We start from the raw sequence: 26636 nt of genomic DNA, 5'->3' as shown, positions 1-26636 counted from the left end.
GCTTTAGCCCCGCAAGCTAATCAGGACGACGGGAGACATCTTTAGTCATCCCTCTGTTTTGCTGATGTTTTATTATTCAAATCGACGTGCGCTCAAGTGGCATGTCGTCCATTTCTAGGGGGAAAAATGAGTCTGATTCAAGAGTTCAAGGCCTTTGCATCCAGGGGCAATGTGATCGACATGGCGGTCGGTATCATCATAGGTGCCGCCTTTGGCAAGATTGTCTCCTCCTTCGTGGGAGACGTGATCATGCCCCCCATCGGGCTGATCCTGGGGGGCGTGGATTTCAGCGATCTCGCCGTGACCCTGAAGGCCGCCGAAGGGGATGCCCCTGCCGTGGTCATCGCCTACGGCAAGTTCATCCAGACCTGTATCGACTTCCTGATCATCTCCTTCGCCATCTTCATGGGGCTCAAGGCCATCAACACCCTGAAGAAGAAGCAGGAAGAGGAAGCCGCTGCCCCGGCCGGCCCCACCAAGGATCAGGAGCTGCTGACCGAGATCCGCGACTTGCTGAAATCCCAGCAGGGGAAATAACCGTTTCCTCCCTGTCGTGTGCTGAAAAAAACCGCCTTCGGGCGGTTTTTTGTTGCAAGGCCGGTGAGGCGATCAGGCTCTGGGGTGGTGCTGGCCGTGCAGCGCCTTGAGCCGCTCGTTGGCCACGTGGGTATAGATCTGGGTGGTGGAGAGATCCGCGTGGCCCAGCAGCATCTGCACTACCCGCAGATCGGCGCCATGGTTGAGCAGATGGGTGGCGAAGGCGTGGCGCAGGGTGTGGGGGGAGAGCTCGCCCTGGATGCCGGCGCGCTGGGCATAGAGCTTGATCCGGTGCCAGAAGGTCTGACGGGTCATCATGCGCGCCTGCTTGGAGGGGAACACCACGTCCGAGCTGGTGCCGCCGAGCAGCAGGGTACGCGCCTCCCGGTAGTAGCGCTCCAGCCAGTGCACCGCTTCCTCCCCCATGGGGACCAGTCGCTCCTTGTTGCCCTTGCCGACCACCCGCACCAGCCCCTGGCGCAGGCTGACATGCTCGGCGGTCAGCCCCACCAGCTCGGAGACCCGCAGCCCGGTGGCGTAGAGCAGCTCGAGCATCGCCTTGTCCCGCAGCTCCAGCGGCTCGTCCACCAGCGGCGCTTGCAGCAGCGCCTCCACCTCGGCTTCGCTGAGATCCGATGGCAACTTCTTCGGCAGTTTGGGCCCCTCCAGCAGCACGGTGGGGTCGTCGCTGCGCAGCTTCTCTCGGTTGAGGTACTGATAGAAACGGCGCAGGGCCGACAGAAAGCGGGCCGTGCTGCTGGCCGCAAACTGCTGGTCCACCCGCCAGGCGAGATAGTGCTGGATGTCGTCCAGCCCCGCCAGCAGCAGGGAGCCCCCCTGCTCATCGAGCCAGAGGGCAAATTTTTCCAGATCGGTGCGATAGGAGCTGACCGTGTTGTCGGAAAGACCCCGCTCCAGCCAGAGGGCGTCCAGAAACGGCTCGATCAGGGGATGGGATTCAGACTTGCTCATGGTGCGCCGCGCTCAGGGGAAACATGGCCCATTGTAACGTGCCGACCCACCGCGGCCGCAAGTTGCCGTTGTCCATCGCCCGCCAGGCGGTGAAGCGCGTCGGGCAATCTGCTAGACTGACGCCCTCCCCCGGGCGCCACCCTGCGGTTGCCCGCTCCCATTGCCGACTGCGATCAAGAGAAGAGCGATGAAGATAGGTTTGTTTTACGGCTCTACCACCTGCTACACCGAGATGGCCGCCGAGAAGATCCGCGCCCTCATTGGCCCCGAGCTGGTTGATCTCCACAACATCAAGGATGTGCCTCTCACCCTCATGCAGGAGTACGACATCCTGATCCTGGGCATCTCCACCTGGGACTTTGGCGAGCTGCAGGAAGACTGGGAATCCCGCTGGGAAGACATTCAGGATGTCGAGCTGGAAGGCCGCATCATCGCCCTGTTCGGCATGGGCGATCAGCTGGGTTACGGCGAATGGTATCAGGATGCCCTCGGCCTGCTGCACGATCAGCTGGTCCCCAAGGGGGTCAAGCTGGTGGGCTACTGGCCCAACGAGGGGTACGAGTTCGATGCCTCCAAGGCGCTGATCGACGATGGCCGTCACTTCGTCGGGCTGGCGCTCGACGACGCCAATCAGTACGACCAGACCGAATCCCGCATCGAGCAGTGGGTCGACCAGATCCTGAGCGAGATCCACGAGCTGCTGTGAGCCAGCAACCACACAGGGTTGCCTGATACAACTGGCGATGGCCCCCAGCCATCGCCCTCTCCCCACACGGCATGACGAAGAAGGCCTGGTGAAAGGTCCCCTTGAACAAACGTCAGCGGAGACGCTTCCCTGACTACCGGCGGCTGGGTGTCGGGCCGCCGGGCGCATAAATCGCACCGATTTTCTCAATCGGTATCATCGCATGACGCTATAGCGACTTTTTTGTGCTGGTCTGCAACAATGGAAACGGTACCCCATAACAATCACAGCCGGGTATCGGAAGCAAACGGACAGACCAGAATAAGGAAATTCTATGACCCCATTCTCCCTGTTGGCCCCCGCCATCGCCCGCGACGTGCTCGATCACGCGCTGGCGCTGGGTGCCGACTTCGCCGAGCTGTTTGTGGAGCGCAAGCGCCGCAGCCAGCTCAGCCTGCTCTCCAGCCAGATAGAAAACATCAGCGGTGGCCTCGATTTCGGCATCGGCGTGCGCCTGTGCTACGGCCACAAGGTGCTCTATGGCTACACCAACCTGGCCAGCCGCGATGAGCTCTTGCGCATCGTCAGCCTGCTGGCGGCCAAGGATCGGCGTGACCCCGTGGTGACTGCCACCGCCTTCGACTTCAGTCGCCTGAGCGATCGCAACCCGGTGGCCTTGCCGCTCTCAGCCGACAAGCTGCTGGAACAGAAGATCGCCTACCTGCACGCCATGGATGCCGCGGCCCGCGCCGAGAGCACCAAGGTGAGCCAGTTTACCGGCAACGTGCTGGGCTGGGAGCAGGAGGTGGAGATCTTCAACAGCGAAGGGGTGCAGGTGAGCGATCGCCGTCACTACAACCGCATCATGGCCCAGACCATCGCCGCCCTTGGCAGCGAACAGAGCGTGGGTTACGAAGCCCCAGGCGCCATGATGGGCTGGGAACACGCCGCCGGCGTGGATCCCCGCGAGCTGGCCCTCACCGCCACCCGCCAGGCGCTGGTGAAGCTGGGGGCAGCCCCCTGCCCGAGCGGCAAGCTGCCGGTCATCATGGAGAGCGGCTTTGGCGGCGTCATCTTCCACGAGGCGTGCGGCCACCTGCTGGAGACCACCTCGGTGGCCAAGAAGGCATCCGTGTTCCACGACAAGATGGGCCAGCTCATCGCCAACCCCGCTGTTAGCGCGGTGGACGAGGGGCTGCAGGGCAACGCCTGGGGTTCCATCAACGTCGATGACGAGGGAATGGCGACTCAGCACACCCAGCTCATCAAGGATGGCGTGCTCACCGGTTTCCTGGTGGACCGGATGGGGGCCCTGCGCACCGGCTACGCCCGTACCGGTTCCGGGCGCCGCGAATCCTACAAGTTCGCGCCGGCCTCGCGCATGCGCAACACCTACATAGAGCCGGGCCATCACAGCCTGGACGAGATGCTGGCAACCGTGGAGCACGGCATCTATGCCAAGCGGATGGGAGGAGGCTCGGTGCAGCCCGGCACCGGCGAGTTCAACTTCAACGTGCAGGAGGCCTACCTCATCGAGGGAGGCAAGATCACCCGGCCACTCAAGTCGGCCACCCTGATCGGCACCGGCCCGCAGGTACTGAAGGAGATCTCCATGGTGGGGCGCGATCTGGCCCTCTCCGCCGGCATGTGCGGCTCGGTCTCCGGCTCCATTCCAGCCTCGGTCGGCCAGCCGCCGCTCAAGGTTGACAACATTCTGGTCGGAGGGAACGCCTGATGAGCCAACTCGACATGAACCAACTGCTTGCCCGCCTGCTGGACCAGGTCGCCGCTCTCGGTGCCGAGGCCGACATCATCGCCAACCAGGACAAGGCCTTCTCCCTCAAGGCCGACAAGGGCGAGCTCAGCGAATACAAGGTCACCAGCAGCCAGCAGATCGGCATTCGGCTGATAAAAGAGGGCCGGGTCGGCATCGCCTATTCGGAGTCCCTCGACGAGTCGGCGCTGGCCGCCATGCTGCAGGATGCGCTGGATGCCAGCCGCTTCGCCAAGGTGGACCCGGATCAGACCATCACCGTGCAGCAGAGCCGGCTCACCACCGACTGCGCCGAGATCAATCAGCCCGACACCACCCCGGTGGAGGAGAAGATTGCCCTGGCTCTGCGCCTCGAGTCGGACATGCTGGCGCTGCCGGACGTGACCGGCGCCCCCTACAACAGCTTCTTCGAGGGAGAGGGCCGGCTGTGGCTCGCCAACAGCCAGGGCAGCCTCTGCCAGCATCAGGCGTTCAGCGTCGGCTGCTACAGCTCCGCCCTCATAGAGCGCGACGGCCGTCAGTCCATGTTCTCCCAGGGGCAGTATGAGCGCCGCTTCGATGCACTGGACAGCCAGACCCTCATCCGCCAGATCCACGCCGTGGCCGATGGCCTGCTGGCGGGAGAAGCGGTGCCGAGCGGCCACTACAGCGCCATCTTCGACACCAATGCTCTGGCCAGCCTGTTCGGCTGCTTCCAGGCCGCGCTGTCGGGTAAGTGGGCCCAGCAGGGGATCAACCCCTGGCGCGACAAGCTGGGCCAGTCGGTGGCCTCCCGCTGGCTCACCCTGGAGAGCCGGGCCTATATGCCGGGTGGCATGCATATCAAGGCCTTCGATGGCGAGGGTGCCCCCACCCGGGATCTGCTGCTGATCGGCGAAGGGGAGCTCAAAACCCTGCTGCACAACAGCGCCACCGCCCACCACTTCGGCCTGGCCAGCAACGGCTCGGCGGCGCGCAGCGCCCGCAGTGCGCTGGATGTCAGCCCGCGCCACCTGGTGTTCGGGCTCGGCCCCCACAGCGAGGCCGAGACGCAAGGCGGCGAGTACCTGGAGCTGGTCAAGCTGGACGGCCTGCACTCCGGCGCCGATGCGGTGAGCGGCGACTTCTCGTTCGGTGCCTCCGGCTTCCTGTGTCGGGACGGCGTGCGGGTGGCGCCGGTACGCGGCATCACGGTGGCGGGCAACTTCTATCGCCTGCTGGGTGAGCTGGAAGCGGTCGCCAACGTGCTGCACCACGACGATGGCAAGAGCTTCTATGCCCCGCTCATCCGCTTCGGCGGACTGAGCATTGCTGGCAAGTAACTGTATATCGAAGGAAAAAACCTCCAATTCCCCACCCAAAAGCGGCGCCATCAGGCGCCGCTTTTTTAGCTCTGGCGCCCCTCATGGGCCGCTCCTAACCTCTAGGAAGCTGCCTGCGAGCTGCCGCCAGAGGCCGTCAGCAAGGAACAGCGCCGCCGGTCGCATCGGCCGGAACATGCTGGAGATCACCAAGATGGACAATACCCTGGTCTGGGCCGACATTCCGACAAAGGATCTGGATCGCGCCATGGCCTTCTACTCGGCCCTGCTCGACGTGCCGGTCACGCCGATACAGGAGGAGATCCGCTTCGCCATGTTGCGCCACGATGGCAACAACGCGGCGGCCTGTCTCGGCCCCATGGACAAGTACCACCAGCCGGGACACACGGGCCCCCTCATCTACCTCGCCCTTGGCAAGCGCCTGCAGGAGGCTGAACAGCTGGTGCCCAGCATCGGCGGACGGGTACTCGAGCCCCTGCACAGCATCGGCAGCGGCCATGGCTCCCGGGTCATCATCGAAGATACCGAGGGCAACTGGCTGGCCCTCTATGCGCCCCCCGCCAGCTGATGGCCGGTGGCAGTGCCAGAAACAACAACGGCGACCTCATGGTCGCCGTTGTGCATTAGCCTGTCTCCCCGGTCATCAGACCTGCGGGTTGAGACGGGTCGGCATGCCGGTACGCTGTTCCAGCACCTGCTTGACCACATTGGAGTCGCTGTCCATGTGGGCGATGAAGCGGGTGGTGGCCTGGGTCATGGGCAGCGGCACGGAGGCGGTAGAGTTGAACTCCTCCTCGTTGCGTGACAGCGGCTCGTGCACTTCCATGTAGCGACCGCCATCCGGCTCGACCGTGGTCTTGACCGGCTGGTTGACGAACTGGACGCGAGTGCCGACCGGCACGTTGTCGAACAGATACTTGATGTCGTCGGCGCGCAGACGCACGCAACCGCTGCTCACCCGCAGACCGATGCCGAAGGTGGCGTTGGTGCCGTGAATGGCGTACAGGTTGCCGATGTAGAGCGCGTGCAGGCCCATGGGGTTGTCCGGACCGGCCGGCCAGACTGCAGGCAGGGTCTTGCCCTGGGCGGCGTAGCGGCGACGGATGTTTTCAGTCGGGGTCCAGGTCGGGTTGGCGCGCTTGCGCTCCACCTTGGTGATCCAGTTCTCCGGGGTGTTGACCCCCAGCTGGCCGATGCCGATGGGCAGCACCTGCACCACGTTCTTGCCTTTCGGGTAGTAGTAGAGACGCATCTCAGCCACGTTGATGACGATCCCTTCGCGGGGAGCGTTCGGCAGGATCAGCTGATGGGGGATGACCAGTTTGCTGCCCGCCTTGGGCAGGTAGGGGTCGACACCCGGGTTGGCTTCCATGATGTTGGTCAGACCCAACTGGAAGTCGGAGGCGATCTGCTCCAGCGGACGGTTGTCCGCGGGTACCACGTACTCCTGGTTCTCACCGATCAGACGGCTGTTGGCTGCAGGCAGCTGGTATTCAACAGCGGCGGCCTGCTGGCTGACCAGCGCCAGAGTACATAAAAGAGCCGAAGCGGCAGTGCGAAGGGGATTCATAAAATTCCTGTGTGGTTTCCTGTACCAAGTTGGCCGACGGCCATTTCATCCTCGGTCTGGCCCGTGACGAGTCACCTTGCGTCCGAGGTCGATTACCGAGCGCGCATTCTTTCCTGAGTCGGCCAAAAATTCAACGTCGGGATCGCTCTTTTTGCATGAAAAAGCGCATCCGGCGCCGCTGACGCCGCCTCTTGTCACCCTTGCCACCCTAGCAGCCACAAACTGAGCGCAAGCTGAACAACAGGGAGGCCATCGAGCCCCCCTGTTTCATCACGGGATCACCCTTGCCCGCCGAGCAGGGCCGTCACCGTCCCGGCGATGGCGGCGCGAGCATCGAGCGCAGCCATCTCGTCGGCCAGCAGCCGGGCCCTGGCCCGATAGCGCGGCTCGTGCACCAGCTTGCGCACCGCCGCCGCCACCGCGTCCGCCGTCGGCTCGTTGCTGTGCAGATTGATGCCGGCGCCGCTCCACGCCACCCGGGTGGCCACCTCCGCCTTGTCCTCCCCGGTGCCCGCTACCACCAGCGACACCCCGTGGGCCAGCGCGGCCTGCACCGAGCCGTAACCACCGTTGGTCACCAGCACGGCGGCGCGGGGCAGCGCCAGTTCGAACGGCACGTGTTCGGTGACGATGGCATTGGCCGGGACGGCGGCGCCCAGCCGCGCCGGATCCCGCCCGCCGGTGGTCAGTAGCAGTTGCAGCTCGTCGCCAGCCAGCCCCTGCATGGCCGGGATCAGCAGTTGCCCCAGATCCACGTTGGCCAGGGTGCCCTGGCTGACGATGACCAGCGGCCGCTCATCGAGCCGTGCCCACCAGGGCGGCGGCGTCAGCTCAAGCCGGGGTGGCAGCAGCGGGCCGACATAACGGATCACCCCCTCCAGCTCCGGTCGCTCGTATTCAAAGCCGGCGCAGGAGAGCTGCAAAAAGGCATCGGGGGCCGTCACCATCACGTCGGTGAAGGGAGCCGTCAGCGGCGGCGCCCCCGCCTCGGCCAGCGCGGCATCGAAGCGCTGCTGAACCTCCCTTTGCAGTTGCCGGGTCGGCTCATCGAGCCAGGGCAGCTCGCCAAGGGAGCGGCGCAGCTCGGGAGGAATGCGCGGGCCGTAGAAGATGGCGTCCGGACTCGAGAAGGAGACCGGGTTCACCCCCAGCATCAGGATGGGAAGGCGCCGCCCGTCCCCCTGCTGCAACAGCGGCAGCACGCCGTAGAAGCCGTTCTCCACCAGCAGCAGATCCACCTTCTCCGTCGCGATCAGCGCCCGCAGATGGCGGTCGTGCTGCGCCATGGGGGCGGCGAAGAAGCGCTTGAGCGCCAGCGCCATCTGGGCGGTACCGCTCAGGCTGGCCCGCTCGGGAAAATGCCGCTCCAGCGCCCGGTAGTCAAAGTCCACCTCGGGGGCGAAGGGCACGAATTCGGCACCGGTTGCGCGGATGCGCTGCTCGAACAGGGCGCCGCACAGCATCAGCACTCTATGCCCCTGCGCCACCAGCAGACGGGCCGCCGCCAGCATGGGATTAACGTGGCCCGGGGTGGCGGTGGCCGCCAGCAAAATGGTCGCCATCACGCCGCCCCTTGCGGCGCCAGCGCCGGGTTGAGGCAGACCGGGCTGGCCTGGATGTGGACCCGCTGGATGTGGCGGGCCGAGCGGGCGGTGAACCCCTCGCGGCCGTGCAGCAGGCCGAGGTTGTCGGCGATCACCACGTCCCCCCCCTGCCACTGGTGGGCATAGAAGTAGCGCGGGTCGTAGAGCCGCTGGTGCAGATCCTGCAGGAAGGCGGCCTGTTCGCCGGGTGCCACCCCCTCAATCTCGAGGGCATGCTGGTTGAGAAAACGTACCCCCTCGCGCGGCGGCTCGTTGTAGCGCAGCACCGTCTCGCCGCTCACCGGATGAGGCACCAGCAGCGGCGAGCGCACCTGGCCGCCGTAGTGCACCACCTGCTTGATGCGATAGGTGATGTGCACCCGCTCCCAGCGGGCCAGTCGCTCGCCGTCGAGTTCGGTGAGCAGCTGACGGGTATTGATGAAGGTGGTGCGCCCCCCTTCGTCCGCCGCCGGGGCGTGCACGCAGTGAAACAGCTGGAACTCGGGCAGGGTCGGCTTGTACATGCCGTCCCAATGCAGCGGCACATAGCTGGAGTCGAAGATGTGGTCGGTGGCGTTCTCGTGCTCTTTCACGTCCAGCACGGCGCCGAAGGGCCACATCATGATCTCGCCCCACTCCTCGCCGTAGCGGGTCAGCCGCTCGGGATCGGTGAAGCCGGACTCGAACCCGCGCAGGATCAGCACGCCGTGGCGGCGGGCCAGCTCGCGCAGCGCCTCGATAACCAGGCTCTGCACCGGCTGGGCGTTGCGGGCCGGTTCAATCAGCAGGCCGAACGGGGCCTGTGGCAGGATGCGGCAGCGCTCGCCGCCGAGGGTAACGATGGATGCAGTCATGGGAAACTCCTCAGGCGGCGGCCTGCTTGCCGTTGATCAGGTAGTGGCTCGGACGGCCGTGGATATGGACCAGCTCATGCTCCATCGCCAGCACGTCGCGCCGCTTCATCAGCACGAACTGGCCATCCAGGTTGGCCGCCACCCCGTGCCAGGGGGTGAGCCAGTCATCCCGGGTCGGCAGCATGTGGATGCCCATCTTCAGGCTGTGGCTCGCCTGGGGGTGGATGGAGAGACGGATCGCCTCGGGGAAGCGCTCCGCCAGCAGGTTGCCCCAGGCACGGCTGCGCTGGATCACCGCATGGGTGCGCGCCTTGGCATCCCGCTGCAGCGCCGTGTTGGAGAGCGGAGTGTCCGGCAGTTGGCTGTCTTCATAGAGGAAGCGGGTCATGGCGCGATAGAGGCGAATGCCCTCCTCGGTGCTTCTCACCTCTTCCGTGATCTGTGCCAGCGGCTCGGCATAACGCTCCACCAGCTGTTCGCGCAGGGTGTCGAAGTCGCGGCTGGCGCAAAACTCGGCCATGCCCGCCACCATGCCCAGGTGGAAGACCCCGAGGTGGGTCGCCCCCAGCTCCAGGATCAGTTGCTCGATGTGGGCCTGATAGGCGTCGATGGCCGGGTCCGCCACCCGGATGAGGTCACCGAACACGTGGCCGTCCGAGCAGATGAGGATCCGCATGCCGGGCGCATAGTGCAGCTGAATGCGCTGGCAGAGGTGGTTGAGAAAGCTGAGGGAGAGCCGCTCCGCCATGTCCGGCAGGGTGCCCAGCACCTTGTTCGGATTGGGCGACTTGGTTGGGAAGGCGGGCAGCACGCAGGTGATGGTCTCGCCCCGCTCGATGAAGGCCTGCAGACGGGGGATCTGGATGGCGGCCACCTCTGCTTCCTCCTGCTGCCGATCCAGAATGGGATCGGGGAAGCGGCGGCGATAAGGCAACAGCTCGGCAAATATATTTTTGGCAATATGACGGGAAGATAAACCACTCATTATTCCGGCTCCTTTGGCAGGATTAAAATCAATAAAGATGACTCTTTATCAATGCGTCCAGTCTCTGTCGTTATTATTTTTGTATCCGTTTGCTACCCAAACGAATCGAGAGGGGACAGTAGCCGAGATGAAGTCAGGCTATCAATTCGCCATTGATGTAAACAGATTCAACCCGCAGCGAATAATCTATTTCGCATAAGCTAAGTTGAACTATACATATGAATAAAAACAGATTTTATTTAAATTGATGCGTGTCAAATATCACCAATCAGAAAAGTTCCCCAACCGCTTTATTATTCAGTCACAAATTGACTCGTGGATTATTTAGCACAACTTAATAGTGATATTTTGTCATGGCGGCAATCCTGACCATTTCGCTGTAAATATCGCAAATAATTATCCAGCTACATATTAAGCAGACAAACAGAGTGCAGCCACCGCCGCGCAAGAGGGGGAATGAGTGGGCGAAATGACGCGTCGCATCTCTGCTGCGCCATCGCCATGCGCTTTCATGGGGCGGGATCCTAACAGGGCCGCAATGGCGTACAAAAAGCGCCTAAGCGCTCCCTAGGTAGTCGAGGGCCGCCTGCCAGCCCATCTGATAACCCTGCTCCAGCCGCCCCCGGTCGGTGGTCATGCGACCGACCCGAAAACCCGCCGGCGGCACTATGACCCGGATGCGGCAATCGGCCGGAGGCTGGCGGATGAAGTCGATGGCATCGTTGTAGCTTTGATGACGCGACAGGCTGGCACGAGCCAGGGCCGGCGTCTCGCGCAGCAGGTAGCGATGCAGGACGGGCAGGCGCGGCACCCGCTTGCGATAGCCCAGCGGGCGGGAGAGCACCACTGTGATGTCGCGCGCCCCCTGCTCATAGGCGTGGCGCACCGGAATGGAGTCGGCCACCCCGCCATCCGTCATGGCCTCCCCGTCGATGCGCACGAAGTCCCGGTAGACCAACGGCACCGAGCAGGAGGCCTTGATCTGCTGCTCCAGCTCGGCGGCGTTGGCCTTGAGGTAGGCGGCCTGACCATCCGCTACCCGGGTGGTCACCACGGTCAGCGGCACCGGGTTGGCGGCAAAGCGCGCCAGATCGAGTCGGCACTCGCGGATGGTGATCGCCCACAGCCAGTCGAGATCGAGCCAGTGGCCGCCGCGCAAGAACTTGGCCAGGTTGATGAACTCGGGGCGGCAGGAGTAGTCGGTGATGACGTTGTGGTTGCGCCCCTGCTGACCGGCCAGAAAGGCCGCCAGATTGACCGCCCCGGCCGATACCCCGATGCAGTGATCAAACGCCGTGCGGCCCTTGGCCAGAAACGCATCCAGCACCCCGGCGGCGAAAATGCCGCGCATGGCGCCCCCCTCGACCACCAGGGCCGTCTGTCGCCGACTCATCTCGCCTCCCCGTTTTGCTCTGTGAATGGTCTCACACTTTGGCCCATTCAGAGCCCGACTGCCGGCCGGGATCCCTATAATGGGCACGCCTTTGCTCCCCATGAGCAAGGTATAACTTATTGATGCTACGGAATATTACAATGAAAAATATCAGCAAATCCCTACTGGCCGCTGCCATTTCCCTCGGATTGATGGCAGGCTGTAACAGCCAAAATGACTCCGAGACCCCGACCCCCATGGTTCGCTTCGCTACCTTTAACCTCTCCTTCGATCGCACCGCCGCCGGCATGCTCGCCGGTGAACTGGCCCTCAGTCGCACCGAGCAGGATGCCTTGCTGGCCCGCCTCGCCGACGGCACCTTGAGCGGCGCCGAGAAGACCAAGGCCCTCGACGTGCAGCAGATCCGCAACATCGCCGAAATCATCCAGCGTACCCGGCCGGACGTGTTCCTGCTCAACGAATTCGACAACGATGGCAAAGGTGAGAACACCGCCGATCTGAAAGCCTTCAACGACAACTACCTGGCCCATGCCCAGCACGACGAGGTGAAGGCCATCAGCTACCCGGTGCTGCAGAACTTCGCCACCAACACCGGTCTGATGAGCGGCCATGACCTCAACCTGGACGGCAAGGTCAACAACGGGCCGGATGACGCCTGGGGCTTTGGCAACTACCACGGCCAGTACGCCTTCGCCGTGATGTCCCAGTACCCCATCGATACCAAGCAGATCCGCACCTTCCAGAAATTCAAGTGGAAGGACATGCCCGGCGAAGTGAACCCCGTCATCGACGACTGCAACAATGCCAAGGCGCCGATCCCGGCCGGCCGCCAGTGCGGCGATGCCTGGTATGACGACGCCGCCTGGCAGGCCTTCCCGCTCTCGTCCAAGAACCACGCCGACGTGCCGGTGCGCATCAAGCGCGGCAACAAGGAGGAGGTGGTCCACTTCCTCATCTCCCACCCGACTCCGCCCATCTTCGGCAACGCGGCGCGCCACAACGTCAAGCACAACCGGGCCGAAGTCGCCTTCTGGCAGGATTACGTGGAGACCGCCAGCTACATGGTGGATGACGCCGGCAAGGCCGGTGGCCTGCCCGCGGGCGCCAAGTTCGTCATCGCCGGCGATCTCAACGCCGATCCCCAGATTGGCGATGGGGATCTCACCGCCATTCAGGACTTGCACAACCATGTACTGGTCAATCAGGCCGTCACCAACGGCGCCCTGATCCCGGTCAGCCAGGGCGGCCCCGAGTGCCTCGCCAGCCAGCCGGATCAGTGCAAGCGCAACAACAACCGCCCCACCCCGGAGCGCATCACCAGCAGCAGCGGTCTGCAGCTCGACCACGTGCTGCCCTCCGCCAACCTGAACGCGGTCGCCTCCGGCGTGTTCTGGCCGGCCAGCTTCGAGCCGGGCTACCATCTGGTGTATGACGCCAAGCTCGGCATCGCCAAGGGAGTCAGCTCGGATCACCGCCTGGTATGGGTCGACTTCAAACTGTGACAGTGACGCAGAGCAGATAAGCAACGGGGCCCACAGGCCCCGTTTTCATTGGATCGTCATACCAGCTTCTCCACCCGGGCCGGCAGCCCCTGGCGGGCCGACGAGCCGATGGCCCAGTCCACCAGGGGGTAGCGGCCATGGCGGCTGGGATCCAATACCGCCAGATCGTTGAGGTTGACCCCGGCTCCGCGCAGCGGGTTGGCAACCACTTTCTGGCCGTCTATCCAGTGCTCCCGCGCCCCCAGCTCCTTGTGGCCGAAGCCGTGCTCGATGGCGATGGCATCGGCCTGCACCCCGGCCACGCACTCGGCCACCCCGATCACGCTGCCATCCGGGGTGCTGACCCGTACCCGGTCCCCGCTCTCGATCCCCAGCTGCGCCGCCGTCTGCGCATTGAGCCGCACCCGGTTGCTGGGGTTCACCTGGCGCAGACGATCCGAGCCGATGCTCATGGAGCTCATGGTGTGGGACTTGTAGCTGGTGAGCAGCAGCGGCCACTGGGCCGGCTTGAACGCCTCATTGAGCGGCGTGCCGTCCGCCAGCTGGGGGCGGAAGAAGCGCGGGGTACCGCTCAAGTATTGCCCGCTCTGGCTGTGACGGCGGCTGCCCACCTCGGGGTTCCACACCATCAGCGGCTTGGGCCAGCGCTTGCTCGGTTGACCCGCGTCATCGCGCCCCTGGGCCGCCGGCTCGAAGCGCCCACCGCGGGCGAAGAGATAGGCGGCGCGGCCCGCCTCCTCCGCACTCAGGGTGGCGTTCAGCACTGGTAGGATGCGTTCTACTCCGGACCAGGCGAGATCCTCGAGACCTATGGCGGGCACCGGCTGACCCAGGTAGGCCACGTTCGCAGCCCCGTAGAGGGAGAAGTCCGCCGCCCGGTTCAAGCCGTGCAGCTTGCCGTCCGCCCCTTTGAGCGCCCCCTCGCCAAAGCCCGGCAACCCCAGCCGTTTAGCCACCGCGATAAAGAAGGACTCCATGCAGACGGGATCTCCCTCGGCGGTCTTGGCGACACGGGGCTCCACGATGGGCCAGCGGCCGGTGGAGACCTTGGTCAGCACCCCGTGCCAGGCGGTGGCCCAGCCCCAGGATTCGTAGGTCAGGGTGTCCGGCACTAGGTAGTCCGACAGCGCCGACGACTCGTTGATGAAGCTGTCGATGCTGACAATGAGCGGCAGCACGGCAGGATCCTTGAGCTCTTCGCCTATGGCCTTGGCGAGCCCGGCCTGGCCGTAGAGGGGGTTGCCCATGTGATTGATCCAGGCCTTGAGCCGGTAGGGGTAACCGTTCACCGCAGCGGTCAGGTGTTCGCCGAGCAAGGGGCCCGAGATCGGGAACCAGGGCTCTTGCGCCGGATAGGGGTTTTGGCCTGCCTCGCGCTTGCGCCGATATTCGGAGGTCTTCTCGTAGGGGAACTTGGATCGCGACAGGAAGACTCCGGTGGGCTTGACCATGCCCGGGAAGCTCGCCAGATCGTAGCGCGGCCCCGCCCCGAAGGGATCGAACTTGCCGCCGCTCGCCACGGCGCCGCCCCGGGCATTGAGGTTCCCAATCATGAGGTTGAGCATCATGATGGCCCAGGCCGAGTAGAAGCCGTTGGCGCTCATGGTGCCGCCATGGGAGACCACCGCCGCCCGAGTGCCGTGGCTGGTGAACTCCCGCGCCAGCGCCTCGATGTCGGCCACCGGCACGGCGCACTCGGCACTGTATTGCGCGAGAGAGTGCTCCCGGCACGCCTCGGCCAGCAGCTGGAAGCTGCTCTTGACCGCGAACTCCCCCTTGGGGCCCTGAATGGGACGATCCACCCAGAGGTTGGCTCGCTCACACTGGCCGGCGGGTCTCGGCTCGCCGCTGCTCGCCTCCTCTACCAGCATGGCGTCCCCCTCCCCATAGGCTTCCCCCTCAAAGGGCAAGCCAAGATCGCTGGCCCGCAGCATCTGGCCGAAGCGCGGATGCCCCTCATCGCAGAGCACCAGGTGGCTGGCGTTGCAAAAACCGCGATAGCCGGCCCGCTCGGCGGCAGCGGCATGGGGTGCCGTCAGGAAAGACTCGGCGTAGCGTTGGTTGTCGATGATCCAGCGCAGCATGGCCATGGCCAGCGCCGAGTCGGTGGCAGGGCGGATGGGCAGCCAGCGGTTGGCGGGGGCGGACGGCATGTTCACCGTGTTGGGCAGGCTGGGGGCCACTACCACGTAGGAGAACGGCTTGCCCGGCCGCGCCCGGTTTGCCGCCAGCTGACGGGACTGGCGCTTGAAGGGATTGCCCGATTGCTGGGGCGAGGTGCCCATGAACAGCAGGAAGTCGCTCTCGTCCCAGTCCGGCTTGAGGTGGGCGTTCTTCTCCAGATCGTCCAGCAGGGCGCCGGCCCCGACCCGGAATGACAGGCCGCAATAAGCGCCGTGGTTGGCGAAGTTGCGGGTGCCGAAGCTGTTGAAGGTGAAGCGCTTGATGAAGTGATCCCGCCCCTCGTCCGAGGCGTTGCTCACCAGCAGCTGGTTGGCCCTGGGGCCGTACTCCGGGTTGGCCGGGTCGAGCGGCTCGGCGAGGTTGCGAATGGCCCGCAGCCCATCGACCTGGCCCTCGCCAAACAGATCGCCCCCCTCCACCACCTCGGCCACCAGCTGCTCGAAGGGGATGCTCTGCCAGCGACCGCTGCCACGGGGCCCCACCCGCTTGAGACAACGGGTGACCCGCTGCGGGCTGTCGAGCTGCTCGAGCATGGCGTTGCCCCGGGCGCAGGCGGTGGAGCGCCCGTCCAGCCCCCCTTCCTGGTAGCCACTGGTTGCGAGCAGCGCCTGCTTGACCGGGGTCTTGAAGTCGATGTGATGGCGGGCGGAGAGGGGATGATAGGGGTTGCCCAGGATCCGCACTATCTGGTCGCGTTCGTTGTCGATGCGGGCCCGCACTCCGCACAGGGTCCAGCAGCCGAGGCACATGGTGTTGGCAACCCGCTGGGCCGGGTTGGGGTGCAACGCCCCCCGCTCGTCGACCCGGTACTCCACGGCCAGCGAGTTGCCATGGATGGGATCCCGGGTCGGCTGGCCCGAGCTGCCGGTGGCGAGGCCGCTCGCCACCTGCTTGAGGGTGTCGCTGTAACCGGCGACGAACAGCCCGGTGCCACCGGCGATGGCGGCGCCCTTGAGAAACTTGCGTTTGCTGTGATCCATCAGAGTGCCTCGCGTGCAAAAGGAGTGGATGCCTTGATGGCGGGGGAAACAGAGGGGCGCACCAGCTCCGAGAGGGCCACCAGCAGGGCCAGCAGCAGACCGAAGGTGCCGAGAATGCCGAGCACACCGGCCGGGCCCCAGGCAATTTCATAGAGATAGACGCCGGCCCCGTACTTGGGCGCGAGCTGCCCCTGGATCAGCAGCAGCCAGCGCAGGCCCCACACCAGGTGCAGCCCCAGCAGCGCCAACCCCCAGAGTGACAGGCGGGCAGAGATCCTGGGCCGCAGCAGCATCAGCAGGCTGGCCAGCCCCAGGGTCAACAACAGCCAGTGGGCCGCCAGCCGCCAGCTCGGGTCGAGCCGATAGAGGGCTGCAGCCTCTGCCGCCGAGGCGCCGCCAAACAGGGCCCAGCCCAGCAGGGAGAGCGCCAGCAGGCCTAACGTCCAGCCGCTCTGGCGCAGCAGGGTCGACTCGGTCTGGGCACGCCAGCCCGCCAGCAAGCGGTTGAGCAGCAGCAGGGCACTCTGGGCCCCCAGCACGGCGCTCAGGGTCAGCAACCAGGGCAACCAGGGGGTATGCCAGAGCGGGCGCGCCGCCACCGCCATGGTCTCGAGCCCGGTGTAGAGGGCGATGCTGAGCCCGCTCAGGGCCGCCAGCAGGGAGAGGGGCCGCAGCCAGACGTGCCCCGACCAGCTTCCCAGACAGAGCAGCCGGGCAAGGCGAGCTATCTTGTCCCCTTCTGCGCCGCGCCGGGCCAGGGCTGGTCTTAGCAGCAGCCAGCCGAGCAGCATGGAGAGCAGGCTGAACAGCGGCAGCAGATAGGCGCCATACCACATGACGGAACCAACGCGCGTCTGGGCGTAGAAGTGCCAGGCCCGGGCCGGCTGGTGCAGATCCGCGGTCAGGGCGATGGGGGCCACCAGACCGGCCGCCACCATCAGCACCGCCGCCAGGGTCTGCAGCCGCGGATCCGGCGCCTTGCGCCACAGCTCAAACGCGCCGAGCCAGAGGGCCCCGTAGGCGAGGCCGATGAGGAAGAAATATTGCACCGCCCAGGGCAGCCAGGTGATGGGCTGAGCCGGGGCCAGCAGTTCGTTAATGACCATGGGCTATCTCCTTGCCATCGTCGGTGAGCAGGGTGCGCAGGGCCGGGTTGCCGTCGACCTTGCTGACGAAGGCCTCGTCCATGCCGAGATAAAAGACCCGCGGCTGGGTATTGGCCTCCGGCTTGAGCACCTTGAGCGCCGGCTCGTGTTCGCGCAGCAAGCGGCTTATCCGGCTCTTGGGGTCGTTCAAATCGCCTATGATGCGCGCCTCGCCGACACAGCTCTCCACGCAGGCGGGCAAGAGCCCCGCCTCCAGCCGATGGGCGCAGAAGGTGCACTTGTCGGCGGTGTTGGTCTCGTGGTTGATGAAGCGGGCATCGTAGGGGCAGGCCTGCACGCAGTAACCGCAGCCGACGCACCAGTCGTTGTTGACCACGACGATGCCGTCATCGCGCTGGAAGGTGGCGCCGGTGGGGCAGACATCGAGGCAGGCGGGCTCGGCGCAGTGGTTGCACAGCCTCGGCAGCATCAAGAGAGAGGCGGGAGCCGCGAGGGCGGCCACGTCGCTCACCTCGTACTGGCTCACCGTGGTGCGAAACTGGCCGAGGGGAGGCTGATTTTCGATGGTGCAGGCCACGGTGCAGGCCTGACAGCCGACGCAGCGGCGCAGGTCGATCAGCATGCCGTAACGCTTACGCCCGTCCCTCCGGCTGATGGCCGCCCGCCCGTTGCGGGGAGCGGGAACGGACTGCGCCTGAACCTGGGTGACGGGGATCAGGGCCGCCCCTGCGGTGAGGGCGGCGATCCCGGATAACAATCGGCGCTTGCTGGGCTCCATGGCGTCTTTCCTTCTGCTGAGCTGGCTTGAAAGGGGTTGGGCCGATTGTCCTCAACGCAGGAAGTCGCCTCTATTGTGGTTTTCCACATACCGGGAGCCGGGTTGATCCAGCGCAATAAAAAATGCCCCAGCCCTGCTGAACTGTGACCGGGGCGGCGTTTGCCACCCCTCCCGGCCCCGTTCGCGTGCAAGCGCACGTCCCGGTGATAGACTGCCCCCTTTGCACCGAGAGGAGAGCCCCCTGCACGCTCCAGTTCCCTTGCCCCTGCTCAGCCTGCTGCTCTGGCTCACGCTGTCAGCCCTGCCGCTGCGGGTGCAAGCCGCCCCGACCCCCTCTTCACCAGCGCCGGCCCGGCAGCAACCCGCACCATCCCAGGCCACGCCGGTGCAGACCTTGGCCGAGCCGATACGCATCGGCGTGCTGGCGACCCGCGGCCCGGCACTGGCCAGAGCCCAGTGGCAACCGCTGCTGCGCTGGCTGGCACAGCGCGTGCCCGCCCATCGCTTCGTGCTGCATCCGCTGGGGCTCGATGAACTGGCCGAGGCCGTCGCCCGCGAGCACCTCGATTTCGTCATCACCAACCCGGGCCAGTCGGTGAGTCTGGCGCGCCAGTACCCGCTGGCCTGGCTCGCCACCCTCAAGAACCCGGCCGGGGGAGACAACCTCGCCATCGGTGCGGCGCTGGTGGTGCCCGCCCAGACCCCCTACCGACACTGGCGTGACCTCGAGGGGCAAGCGGTCGCCGCCGTTTCGGAGAACGCCTTCGGCGGCTACCTCGCCTATCGTTTCGAGGCGGGCGAACAGGGGGTCAGGCTGGAGCACTTCTTCTCCACCGTGCAGTTCACCGGCTTTCCGCTGGACCGGCTCATCGAGCGGCTGGCCGCAGGGAAGGTGGCAGCCGCCATCGTGCCGGTGTGCCAGCTCGAGCGCATGGAGCGGGAAGGCAAGGTCGCCAAGGGGGCATATCGGGTGCTGGACGATCAGGCGCCGGCCGGCTTTGGCTGCCAAAGCTCGACCCGGCTCTATCCCAACTGGTCCTTCGCCAAGACAGAGCGGGCCTCCCCCGCGCTGGCGCTGGCGGTGACCCGTGCGCTGTACGACCTGCCCGCTGATAGCGAGGCGGCCATCGCCGCCGATTCGGCGGGCTGGACCGTGCCCACCAGCGAGCTCGCCATCGACCGCCTGCTCAAGGCGCTGGATCGCCACCCGCTGCAGGGCCCCTGGTGGCAAACGGCCTGGCACTGGCTGCGCCAGCATCAACAGTGGGGCTGGGGCGCCCTGGCGCTGGTACTGCTGCTGGGGGGCCACCACCTGCTGCTGCAATACCTGTTCAATCGCAGCCAGCGCCGGCTGCTCAAAGCCCGCCACCAGCTCGAGCAGAAGGGACGCCAGCTGGCACAGGCCAGACGGCTCGCCGAACTGGGCGAGCTGGGCGCCAACGTGGCCCACGAGATCAATCAGCCCCTCAGCGCCATCGCCAACTACAGCCAGGGGGCCTTGTTGCGACTGGACAGATTGGCACAGGATCCGGCCCAGGCTGCCGCCCAGGCCTCCCTGCGTCAGGCCCTGGAGCAGATAGGGCTGCAGGTCCAGCGCATCACCCAGACCGTCAACCGGCTCAGGGCCAGGCTGCAACAGCGCCCTCCCCGCGTCGAGCCTTGCGATCTGCCCACCCTGGTGGCGGAGCTGCGCCCCCTGCTGGAACAGATGCTGGCGCCCCTCGACGTCGCCTTCACCCTGCACTGGCGGGGCCAGCCGCGCCGGCTGCCTCTGGATGGCACCGGGATGGAGCAGTTGCTGGTCAACCTCATCAAGAATGGCGCCGAGAGTGCAGCGAAGAAGGCGCGCGCCGCTGTTCACTCTCCTGCTCACCCCCCTACGCAAGCAGCGGCACAGGCGCCTGCCCGGGTCGAGCTGTTGATCGCCTTCGAGGCGCAGAGGCTACTGCTGGAGATCCGCGACAACGGCGCCGGCCTGAGGGTCCCCGCCACCGAACTGCAGCAGGCGTTTTACAGCGACAAGCCCGATGGCATGGGGCTGGGGCTGGCCATCTGCCGGGAGGTGGTCGAGAGCCATCGCGGCCAGTTCAGCCTGGAGAACCTGAGCCCCTACGGCTGCCTGGCCCGGGTCATTCTGCCCGTGCCGCCCCCCGAGGATCCCGCCTCAGCCACCCCCACCCACCCGCCAACTCCGAGGAACTGAGATGACGTCCCCCTCCCGCCCCCCGCTCTATCTGGTCGACGATGACGAGGCCGTGCTCGACTCTCTGCGCTTCATGCTGGAGAGCTGCGACGAGCGGCAGCTGTTCAGCTTTGCCGATGGCGAGCGCTTTCTGGCCGAGGTCGACCTGCACCAGCCCGCCTGCCTCATCCTCGACTGCCGCATGCCGGGGCTGTCGGGCCCCGAGGTGCAGCAGCGGCTGAAGGCGGCCCAGAGCCCCATCGCCATCCTGTTTCTCACCGGCCACGGCGAGGTGCCGCTGGCGGTGGAGTCCCTCAAGCAGGGGGCGGTGGATTTCTTGCAAAAGCCGGTACAGCTGGCCCCCCTGCTCGCAGCCATCGGCCGGGCCGAGCAGGCGACCCTGAGTGCGGCCACCCGTTTCGCCCAGCTGGCCGCCTATCAGCGGCTCACCCCGCGCGAGCACCAGCTGCTGCAGCTCATCGCCCGGGGCCACAAAAATCAGCAGATTGCGCAGGATCTCTGCATCTCGGTGCGCACCGTCGAGGTGTGCCGCGCCAGCCTGATGAAACGCCTCGAGGTTGACTCCCTGGCCGAGCTGATGCTGCTCTATGCAAACGTCCATTCAGCCCCCTGAGCCGGGCCACTAATCCAGGCCAGGGAGAGTGACCCACTTGCCGGGCGTATGCCCATCCCCCATCGGCCGAACAGGGGATGCCTTTGGCTCAGGGTGCCGGCAAATCTGTGCGCAGGCGCGCTATTCCGGCGCCCGCGGCTTGCAGCGCAAATCGGGGTTTGCTAATACTCCGCGTCCATTGGATGAGCATCCCCTTTCGAGATAGTGTGCCGTGGCTTTCGAACAATTCGCGCTCGTGATATCTCTCTTCCAGCAGCTCTGCGTCTATCTGGTGATCGCCTGGCTGCTCTCCAAGACGCCGCTGTTCATGCCGCTGACTCAGGTGACCCTGAGCTGGCCCCACAAGATCCTCTGCTACCTCATCTTCTCCGGCTTCTGCGTGATGGGCACCTACTTTGGCCTCAGAGTCGAGGACTCCATCGCCAACACCCGCGCCATCGGCGCCGTGCTGGGCGGCATCGTCGGCGGCCCTGTGGTGGGGCTGCTGGTGGGGCTGACCGGCGGCATCCATCGCTATTCGCTGGGGGGCTTCACCGCGCTCGCCTGCACCTTCTCCACCATCGCCGAGGGGCTGCTCGGCGGCCTGGTGCACCGCCACTTCGTCGCCCGCCACCGGCTCGACCTGCTGTTCAGCCCCTGGGTAGTGGGATCTGTGGCCCTCATCGCCGAGCTGATGCAGATGGGGATCATCTTGCTGGTGGCCCGCCCGTTTGACGACGCCGTCCACCTCATCGAGAACATCATCGCCCCCATGCTGGTGGCCAATACGCTAGGGGCCGCCATGTTCATGCGGATGATCCTTGATCACCGCGCCATGCTGGAGAAGTACTCGGTCGCCTTCTCCGCCCGCGCCCTCAAGATCGCCGAGCGGGCGATGCGGGTGCTGGACAAGGGCTTCACCCAGCAGGCGTGCCAGCAGATGGTGCGCATTCTCTACGAGGAGACCGGGGTGGGCGCGGTGGCCATCACGGATCGGGAGAAGCTGCTCGCCTTTATCGGCATCGGCGAGGATCACCACCTGCCGGGCACCGCCATCAATTCGGCCCACACTTTCAAGGCGATCCAGCACAACGAGGTGGTCTATGCCGACGGCAACCTGATCCCCTACAGCTGCAACCTACATCCCCAGTGCCGGCTCGGCTCCTCGCTGGTCATTCCGCTGCGAGGGGAAGAGGGCTCCGTGGTGGGCACCATCAAGCTCTACGAGCCCAAGCGCAAGTTCTTCTCCTCCATCAACCGCACCCTGGGGGAAGGGATCGCCCGGCTGCTCTCCGGCCAGATCCTGGCCAGCAAGTACAACGAGCAGAAGCGACTGCTGGCCCAGTCGGAGATCAAGCTGTTGCAGGCGCAGATCAACCCGCACTTCCTGTTCAACGCCCTCAACACCCTGGCGGCGGTGATCCGGCGCGACCCCGAGGATGCCCGCACCCTGGTGCACCACCTCTCCACCTTCTTTCGCAAGAACCTCAAGCGGCAAGGGGACGAGGTGACCCTGGCCGACGAACTGGAGCACGTGAACGCCTACCTGCACATCGAGCAGGCCCGCTTCGCCGAGCACCTGAGCGTGCAGATCGACATCCCCGAGCCGCTGCTGGAGTACCGGCTGCCCACCTTCTCCCTGCAGCCCCTCGTCGAGAACGCCATCAAGCACGGCATCTCCCAGATGTTCGAGCCCGGCCGACTGACCCTGACGGCGCGGCAGGAGGGCGAGCAGCTGGTGCTGGAGGTCTGTGACAACGCCGGCCTCTATCAGGCCAACCGGGAGGAGAGCGGCCTTGGCATGAACATAGTGGACCGGCGCATCAAGGCCCGTTACGGCGCCGAGTACGGGGTCACCATTCACTGCGAGCCCCATCAATCCACCCGGGTGAGGATCACCCTTCCCCTGCAGGAGAGCCCATGCTGACCGCCCTTATCGTCGACGATGAACCCCTCGCCCGCGAGGAGCTGCGGCTGCTGCTGGAGCAGGCGGGCAACATCCGCCTGCTGGGAGAGTGTGCCCACGCCATGGAGGCGCTGCCCGCCATCCACCGCCTCAAGCCCGACCTGCTGTTTCTCGACATCCAGATGCCGCGTATCAACGGGCTGGAGCTGGTGAGCATGCTGGACCCGGACTTGCGCCCCCACATCGTCTTCATCACCGCCTACGACGAGTTTGCCCTGCGTGCGTTCGAGGAGAACGCCCTCGACTACCTGCTCAAGCCGGTCACGGCAGAGCGGATGAACAAGGCGCTGGAGCGCATCCAGCGGCTGCTCTCGCCAAAAGGTGAGCTGGCGGGTCAGCCGCTGCCGGACCCGACCCGCATCGCCCAGCCCCTGCGCAGCATCCCCTGCAGCGGCCACAACCGCATTCTGCTGCTGCCCCTTGGCGAGGTGGAGTTCGTCCACAGCGATCTGGCCGGCAACAAGGTGGTGAGCGCCCAGCAGCAGGGCACCACAGAGCTGACCCTGCGCACCCTGGAGGAGAAGACCGGCTTCGTGCGCTGTCACCGCCAGTACCTGCTCAACCCCGGCCAGATCCGCGAGATCCTGCTGCTGGACGGCGGCCTGGCGGAGGTGGTGACCCAGGGCGGCCACAAGGTGCCGGTGAGCCGCCGCTACCTCAAGCCCCTCAAGGAGCTGCTGGAGATCCCCTGAGGAGCGGGCCACTCACCCCGCTCTTGCTCTGCCCGTTACCACTCACCCGCTTGCCGCGCCCGCCGGCTCATCCCTCAAACCGCTCGGTGCCGCTTTTCTGCCGCTCGCGGGCGGCCATCTGCCACTGACCTTTTCTGCGCTCCCCTTTCCCTGTCGCCTGCGTAGAGTGCAGCCTGAGCCCGGCCGGATTGGCCGCAGGAAAAGGAAACTCCGTCATGCAACACGCAATCACCTTCGTCATTGCGGCCCTCTGCATCCTCGCCATCGCCTATCGCCTCTACGGCGTGTTCTTTGTGCGCAAGGTGCTGATGGCCGACGACAAGCTGGTCACCCCCTCCCACCAGCTGGAAGATGGCAAAAACTATGTGCCGACCAACAAGTGGGTCAACTTCGGCCAGCACTTCGCCGCCATCGCCGCCGCCGGTCCGCTGGTGGGCCCGGTCCTGGCGGCCCAGTACGGTTACCTGCCGAGCTTTCTCTGGCTGCTGATCGGCTGTGTCATCGGCGGCGCGGTGCACGACACTGTCGTGCTGTTCGCCTCCATGAAGCATCAGGGCAAGTCCCTCTCCGAGGTGGCCAAGGCCGAACTCGGCCCCATCGCCGGCTGGTGTACCGGCCTTGCGATGCTGTTCATCATCACCATCACCATGGCGGGTCTCTCCATGGTGGTGGTACACGCGCTGGAGCGTAACGCCTGGGGCGTGTTCGCGGTGTTCATGACCATCCCCATCTCCATGGTGGTGGGGATCTGGCACAAGCTGACCGGCAACCTGCAAGCCGCCTCCTGGGTGGGCTTCATCGCCGTGCTGGCCTGCGTCTTCTTCGGCCCCTACGTGCAGGAGAGCGCCTTCGGTGCCTGGCTGACCCTGCGCGCCGAGACCATCAGTCTGGCGCTGCCGGTCTACGCCTTCTTCGCCACCGCCCTGCCGGTCTGGCTGCTGCTCACCCCGCGCGGCTACATCTCCAGCTTCATGAAGATCGGTGTATTCGGCGCTTTGGTGATCGGCGTCATCTGCATCAACCCCGAGATCCAGTTCCCCGCCATGACCCAGTTCGTCCACGGTGGCGGTCCGGTACTGGGTGGCCCGGTCTGGCCCTTCATCTCCATCACCATCGCCTGTGGCGCCATCTCCGGCTTCCACGCCTTCATCGGCTCCGGCACCACCCCGAAACTGGTGGACAAGTGGAGCGACATCCTGCCGGTTGCCTTCGGTGCCATGCTGGCCGAGTGCGTGGTGGGCGTGATGGCGCTGATCGCCGCCACCGCCCTGCACCCGGCCGACTACTTCGCCATCAACGCCACCCCGGAGGCCTTCGCCAAGCTGGGGATGCAGGTGGTGGATCTGCCGTTCCTCTCCCAGGAGATCGGCATGGACCTGAACGGTCGCACCGGCGGCGCCGTCACCCTGGCGGTGGGCATGTCCTACATCTTCACCAAGGTGCCCTGGTTCAGCAATCTCGCCTCCTACTTCTTCCAGTTCGTGGTGATGTTTGAAGCGGTGTTCATCCTGACTGCCGTCGACTCCGGCACCCGGGTCTCCCGCTACCTCATTCAGGACTTCTTCGGCGAGTTCTATCCGCCCCTCAAGCGCATCGACTGGATGCCGGGCGCCATCGGGGCCAGCGTGCTCGCCTGCGTGATGTGGGGCTACCTGCTGATGTCCGGTGATATCGGATCTGTGTGGGCGCTGTTCGGGGTCTCGAACCAGCTGATGGCCTCGGTGGGCCTCATCATAGGTGCCACCATCATCTTGCGACTGGCCAGCAAGCGCCGCTACATGCTGACCTGCCTGATCCCGCTGGCCTACCTGTTCGTCACCGTCAACTACGCCGGTTACTGGATGGTCAGCCACGTCTACTTCAACCCCGAAGCCAAGGGCTACAACCTGCTCAACGGCGGCATCTCGCTGCTGATGCTGGGGCTGGGCGCCGTCATCCTGGTGTCGGCCATCCGCAAGTGGATTGAGCTGTGGAAGCTGCGCCAGCAACCCGAGTTCCGGATTGCCCCGGCCAGCGCCAGCTGACCCATCCGCTGCAACCACAAACCCCGGCATGCCGGGGTTTGTTGCATCTGGCGGTCAAAAAACGGCCTCATCAGGATACATGGCGCCATCGATCACAGAACCCGAGCCGCGATCGGGCTAGAATGGGGGCTTCCGTCACCCGGCTTGGGGCCGGTGACCTCTTCGCGCTTTCACTTATCGAGGACACGCTTCATGGAACTGCTTCTGCTTAGCAACGGCAAAGCCAACGAATGCCCGGGCCTGCTCGGCTGGGCCCGGGATCGGGTGCAGACCCTGCTCGCCCGCAAACAGGTCAAGCGCATCCTGCTGATCCCCTACGCGGTGATCCGCAGCGACTGGGATGCCCGCGCCCTGGAGCTCAGCGAGAGCCTGGGGGTGGAGGCCATCAGCATTCACCAGTTCGATGACCCGGTGGACGCGATCAACCATGCCGACGCCATCTTTATCAGCGGCGGCAACACCTGGCGCCTCAACCAGCTGCTGCACGAGAACGGCCTGGTGGTGCCCATCCAGCGCGCCGTGCGCGAGCGGGGCGTGCCCTATGTGGGCTGGAGCGCCGGTTGCAACGTGGCGACCCCCAGCATCCGCACCACCAACGACATGCCGGTCTGCAGCGCCGCCGTGCTGCCTGCGCTGGGGCTGTTCCCACTGCAGATCAATCCGCACTATCTGGACGCCAGCATCAGCGGCCACATGGGGGAGACCCGCGACGAGCGCCTGGCCGAGTTCTGCGCCATCAACCCGAGCGAACACGTGGTGGCCCTGCGCGAGGCCAGCCTGCTCCAGGTCAGTGGCGAGCACATCGAATACTGGAGCGCCCGCGGCGAAGGCTTCAAAATCTTCAAGCACGCCGAGACCACCCAGGAGTTCAGCACGGCCGCGCCGCTGGCCGAGCTGACGCCGTTTCGCCCGCGCGGCTGAATGGTGCTGACCGGCTGAAAACCCACAGGGGCGC

21 protein-coding genes are annotated in these 26636 nt (G+C 65.5%); 12 read left to right on the top strand and 9 right to left on the bottom strand.

What is annotated here, in order from left to right; translation table 11 throughout:
- The first annotated feature begins 126 nt into the window (after positions 1-126).
- Entirely contained in the window at positions 127-537 is a 411-nt protein-coding gene (gene mscL / locus PG881_RS00885) for a large-conductance mechanosensitive channel protein MscL (RefSeq protein WP_010673746.1), read from the top strand.
- 72 nt (positions 538-609) lie between these two features.
- Here the strand turns inward: mscL and xerD are convergent, their stop codons facing one another.
- Entirely contained in the window at positions 610-1509 is a 900-nt protein-coding gene (gene xerD, locus PG881_RS00880) for a site-specific tyrosine recombinase XerD (RefSeq protein WP_011707046.1), read from the bottom strand.
- Positions 1510-1696: 187 nt separating this feature from the next.
- On the opposite strand from xerD, the gene fldB reads away from it, so the two are divergent.
- The 4 genes from fldB (at position 1697) to PG881_RS00860 (ending at position 5837) form a co-directional block, all read left to right on the top strand.
- Positions 1697-2215, top strand: coding sequence for a flavodoxin FldB (gene fldB / locus PG881_RS00875; RefSeq protein ID WP_011707047.1), 519 nt, complete (start codon positions 1697-1699; stop codon positions 2213-2215).
- A gap of 313 nt (positions 2216-2528) precedes the next feature.
- A complete protein-coding gene (locus tag PG881_RS00870; RefSeq protein WP_270797783.1) occupies positions 2529-3929 on the top strand; it encodes a TldD/PmbA family protein in 1401 nt (466 codons plus the stop codon).
- Positions 3929-5269: a TldD/PmbA family protein gene (locus tag PG881_RS00865; RefSeq protein ID WP_270797782.1), complete on the top strand. Its 1341-nt coding sequence runs from the start codon at positions 3929-3931 to the stop codon at positions 5267-5269. The genes PG881_RS00870 and PG881_RS00865 overlap by 1 nt, the downstream gene beginning before the upstream one ends.
- Positions 5270-5444: 175 nt before the next feature.
- On the top strand, positions 5445-5837 hold the full coding sequence (locus PG881_RS00860) for a VOC family protein (protein WP_270797781.1): 393 nt from the start codon (positions 5445-5447) through the stop codon (positions 5835-5837).
- A gap of 75 nt (positions 5838-5912) precedes the next feature.
- Here the strand turns inward: PG881_RS00860 and PG881_RS00855 are convergent, their stop codons facing one another.
- From PG881_RS00855 to PG881_RS00835, 5 genes are all read right to left on the bottom strand, one after another.
- Positions 5913-6839 carry a L,D-transpeptidase family protein gene (locus PG881_RS00855; RefSeq protein WP_011707051.1) on the bottom strand — a complete coding sequence of 309 codons (927 nt, stop codon included), beginning with the start codon at positions 6837-6839 and terminating at the stop codon, positions 5913-5915.
- Positions 6840-7117: 278 nt separating this feature from the next.
- A complete protein-coding gene (locus tag PG881_RS00850) occupies positions 7118-8401 on the bottom strand; it encodes a glycosyltransferase (RefSeq protein WP_270797780.1) in 1284 nt (427 codons plus the stop codon).
- Positions 8401-9276, bottom strand: a complete 876-nt coding sequence (locus PG881_RS00845; RefSeq protein WP_270797779.1) for a TauD/TfdA dioxygenase family protein — start codon at positions 9274-9276, stop codon at positions 8401-8403. Before PG881_RS00845 ends, PG881_RS00850 begins: the two co-directional genes overlap by 1 nt.
- A 10-nt stretch (positions 9277-9286) precedes the next feature.
- Positions 9287-10261: an isocyanide synthase family protein gene (locus tag PG881_RS00840; protein ID WP_270797778.1), complete on the bottom strand. Its 975-nt coding sequence runs from the start codon at positions 10259-10261 to the stop codon at positions 9287-9289.
- A 556-nt stretch (positions 10262-10817) separates the two neighbouring features.
- Positions 10818-11654, bottom strand: a complete 837-nt coding sequence (locus PG881_RS00835) for a patatin-like phospholipase family protein (RefSeq protein ID WP_270797777.1) — start codon at positions 11652-11654, stop codon at positions 10818-10820.
- A 140-nt stretch (positions 11655-11794) separates the two neighbouring features.
- On the opposite strand from PG881_RS00835, the gene PG881_RS00830 reads away from it, so the two are divergent.
- Positions 11795-13156, top strand: a complete 1362-nt coding sequence (locus PG881_RS00830) for an endonuclease/exonuclease/phosphatase family protein (protein ID WP_042064966.1) — start codon at positions 11795-11797, stop codon at positions 13154-13156.
- A gap of 56 nt (positions 13157-13212) precedes the next feature.
- Here PG881_RS00830 and PG881_RS00825 read toward each other — a convergent pair whose 3' ends face one another.
- Genes PG881_RS00825 through dsrO form a run of 3 tightly spaced genes read right to left on the bottom strand, consistent with a single transcriptional unit; the run spans position 13213 to position 18204 of the window.
- Positions 13213-16320: a tetrathionate reductase subunit A gene (locus PG881_RS00825; RefSeq protein WP_270797775.1), complete on the bottom strand. Its 3108-nt coding sequence runs from the start codon at positions 16318-16320 to the stop codon at positions 13213-13215.
- Complete coding sequence (nrfD, locus tag PG881_RS00820; protein ID WP_270797774.1) at positions 16320-17426, bottom strand: NrfD/PsrC family molybdoenzyme membrane anchor subunit; 1107 nt, start codon at positions 17424-17426, stop codon at positions 16320-16322. Before nrfD ends, PG881_RS00825 begins: the two co-directional genes overlap by 1 nt.
- Positions 17416-18204 (bottom strand): sulfate reduction electron transfer complex DsrMKJOP subunit DsrO, encoded by a 789-nt coding sequence (dsrO, locus tag PG881_RS00815; RefSeq protein WP_270797773.1) that lies wholly within the window; start codon positions 18202-18204, stop codon positions 17416-17418. Before dsrO ends, nrfD begins: the two co-directional genes overlap by 11 nt.
- A gap of 259 nt (positions 18205-18463) precedes the next feature.
- Between dsrO and PG881_RS00810 the strand changes: the two genes are divergently transcribed.
- The 6 genes from PG881_RS00810 (at position 18464) to pepE (ending at position 26602) form a co-directional block, all read left to right on the top strand.
- Positions 18464-20407 (top strand): sensor histidine kinase, encoded by a 1944-nt coding sequence (locus tag PG881_RS00810; protein ID WP_270797772.1) that lies wholly within the window; start codon positions 18464-18466, stop codon positions 20405-20407.
- A gap of 1 nt (position 20408) precedes the next feature.
- Entirely contained in the window at positions 20409-21020 is a 612-nt protein-coding gene (locus PG881_RS00805) for a response regulator transcription factor (RefSeq protein ID WP_270797770.1), read from the top strand.
- 211 nt (positions 21021-21231) lie between these two features.
- Positions 21232-22926, top strand: coding sequence for a sensor histidine kinase (locus tag PG881_RS00800; protein WP_270797768.1), 1695 nt, complete (start codon positions 21232-21234; stop codon positions 22924-22926).
- Entirely contained in the window at positions 22920-23657 is a 738-nt protein-coding gene (gene btsR, locus PG881_RS00795; RefSeq protein ID WP_045528292.1) for a two-component system response regulator BtsR, read from the top strand. The genes PG881_RS00800 and btsR overlap by 7 nt, the downstream gene beginning before the upstream one ends.
- 215 nt (positions 23658-23872) lie before the next feature.
- Positions 23873-25681, top strand: a complete 1809-nt coding sequence (locus PG881_RS00790) for a carbon starvation CstA family protein (protein ID WP_024944260.1) — start codon at positions 23873-23875, stop codon at positions 25679-25681.
- Between the two features lie 192 nt (positions 25682-25873).
- The gene (gene pepE, locus PG881_RS00785) at positions 25874-26602 is read left to right on the top strand and encodes a dipeptidase PepE (RefSeq protein ID WP_270797767.1); all 729 of its coding nucleotides are present in this window, start codon (positions 25874-25876) and stop codon (positions 26600-26602) included.
- The last annotated feature ends 34 nt before the right edge of the window (positions 26603-26636 follow it).

The organism is Aeromonas sp. QDB54, from assembly GCF_027707385.1.
Taxonomy (GTDB): Bacteria; Pseudomonadota; Gammaproteobacteria; order Enterobacterales; family Aeromonadaceae; genus Aeromonas; species Aeromonas hydrophila.
Note: the sequence above shows the minus strand (reverse complement) of the source record. Positions and strands in the feature narration are given on the sequence as shown.

What these genes read in the sequence shown, in the direction of transcription:
- mscL (WP_010673746.1), top strand. Translation starts at nt 127, where the DNA reads ATGAGTCTGATTCAAGAGTTCAAGGCCTTTGCATCCAGGGGCAATGTG.
- xerD (WP_011707046.1), bottom strand. Translation starts at nt 1,509, where the DNA reads ATGAGCAAGTCTGAATCCCATCCCCTGATCGAGCCGTTTCTGGACGCC.
- fldB (WP_011707047.1), top strand. Translation starts at nt 1,697, where the DNA reads ATGAAGATAGGTTTGTTTTACGGCTCTACCACCTGCTACACCGAGATG.
- PG881_RS00870 (WP_270797783.1), top strand. Translation starts at nt 2,529, where the DNA reads ATGACCCCATTCTCCCTGTTGGCCCCCGCCATCGCCCGCGACGTGCTC.
- PG881_RS00865 (WP_270797782.1), top strand. Translation starts at nt 3,929, where the DNA reads ATGAGCCAACTCGACATGAACCAACTGCTTGCCCGCCTGCTGGACCAG.
- PG881_RS00860 (WP_270797781.1), top strand. Translation starts at nt 5,445, where the DNA reads ATGCTGGAGATCACCAAGATGGACAATACCCTGGTCTGGGCCGACATT.
- PG881_RS00855 (WP_011707051.1), bottom strand. Translation starts at nt 6,839, where the DNA reads ATGAATCCCCTTCGCACTGCCGCTTCGGCTCTTTTATGTACTCTGGCG.
- PG881_RS00850 (WP_270797780.1), bottom strand. Translation starts at nt 8,401, where the DNA reads ATGGCGACCATTTTGCTGGCGGCCACCGCCACCCCGGGCCACGTTAAT.
- PG881_RS00845 (WP_270797779.1), bottom strand. Translation starts at nt 9,276, where the DNA reads ATGACTGCATCCATCGTTACCCTCGGCGGCGAGCGCTGCCGCATCCTG.
- PG881_RS00840 (WP_270797778.1), bottom strand. Translation starts at nt 10,261, where the DNA reads ATGAGTGGTTTATCTTCCCGTCATATTGCCAAAAATATATTTGCCGAG.
- PG881_RS00835 (WP_270797777.1), bottom strand. Translation starts at nt 11,654, where the DNA reads ATGAGTCGGCGACAGACGGCCCTGGTGGTCGAGGGGGGCGCCATGCGC.
- PG881_RS00830 (WP_042064966.1), top strand. Translation starts at nt 11,795, where the DNA reads ATGAAAAATATCAGCAAATCCCTACTGGCCGCTGCCATTTCCCTCGGA.
- PG881_RS00825 (WP_270797775.1), bottom strand. Translation starts at nt 16,320, where the DNA reads ATGGATCACAGCAAACGCAAGTTTCTCAAGGGCGCCGCCATCGCCGGT.
- nrfD (WP_270797774.1), bottom strand. Translation starts at nt 17,426, where the DNA reads ATGGTCATTAACGAACTGCTGGCCCCGGCTCAGCCCATCACCTGGCTG.
- dsrO (WP_270797773.1), bottom strand. Translation starts at nt 18,204, where the DNA reads ATGGAGCCCAGCAAGCGCCGATTGTTATCCGGGATCGCCGCCCTCACC.
- PG881_RS00805 (WP_270797770.1), top strand. Translation starts at nt 20,409, where the DNA reads ATGACGTCCCCCTCCCGCCCCCCGCTCTATCTGGTCGACGATGACGAG.
- btsR (WP_045528292.1), top strand. Translation starts at nt 22,920, where the DNA reads ATGCTGACCGCCCTTATCGTCGACGATGAACCCCTCGCCCGCGAGGAG.
- PG881_RS00790 (WP_024944260.1), top strand. Translation starts at nt 23,873, where the DNA reads ATGCAACACGCAATCACCTTCGTCATTGCGGCCCTCTGCATCCTCGCC.
- pepE (WP_270797767.1), top strand. Translation starts at nt 25,874, where the DNA reads ATGGAACTGCTTCTGCTTAGCAACGGCAAAGCCAACGAATGCCCGGGC.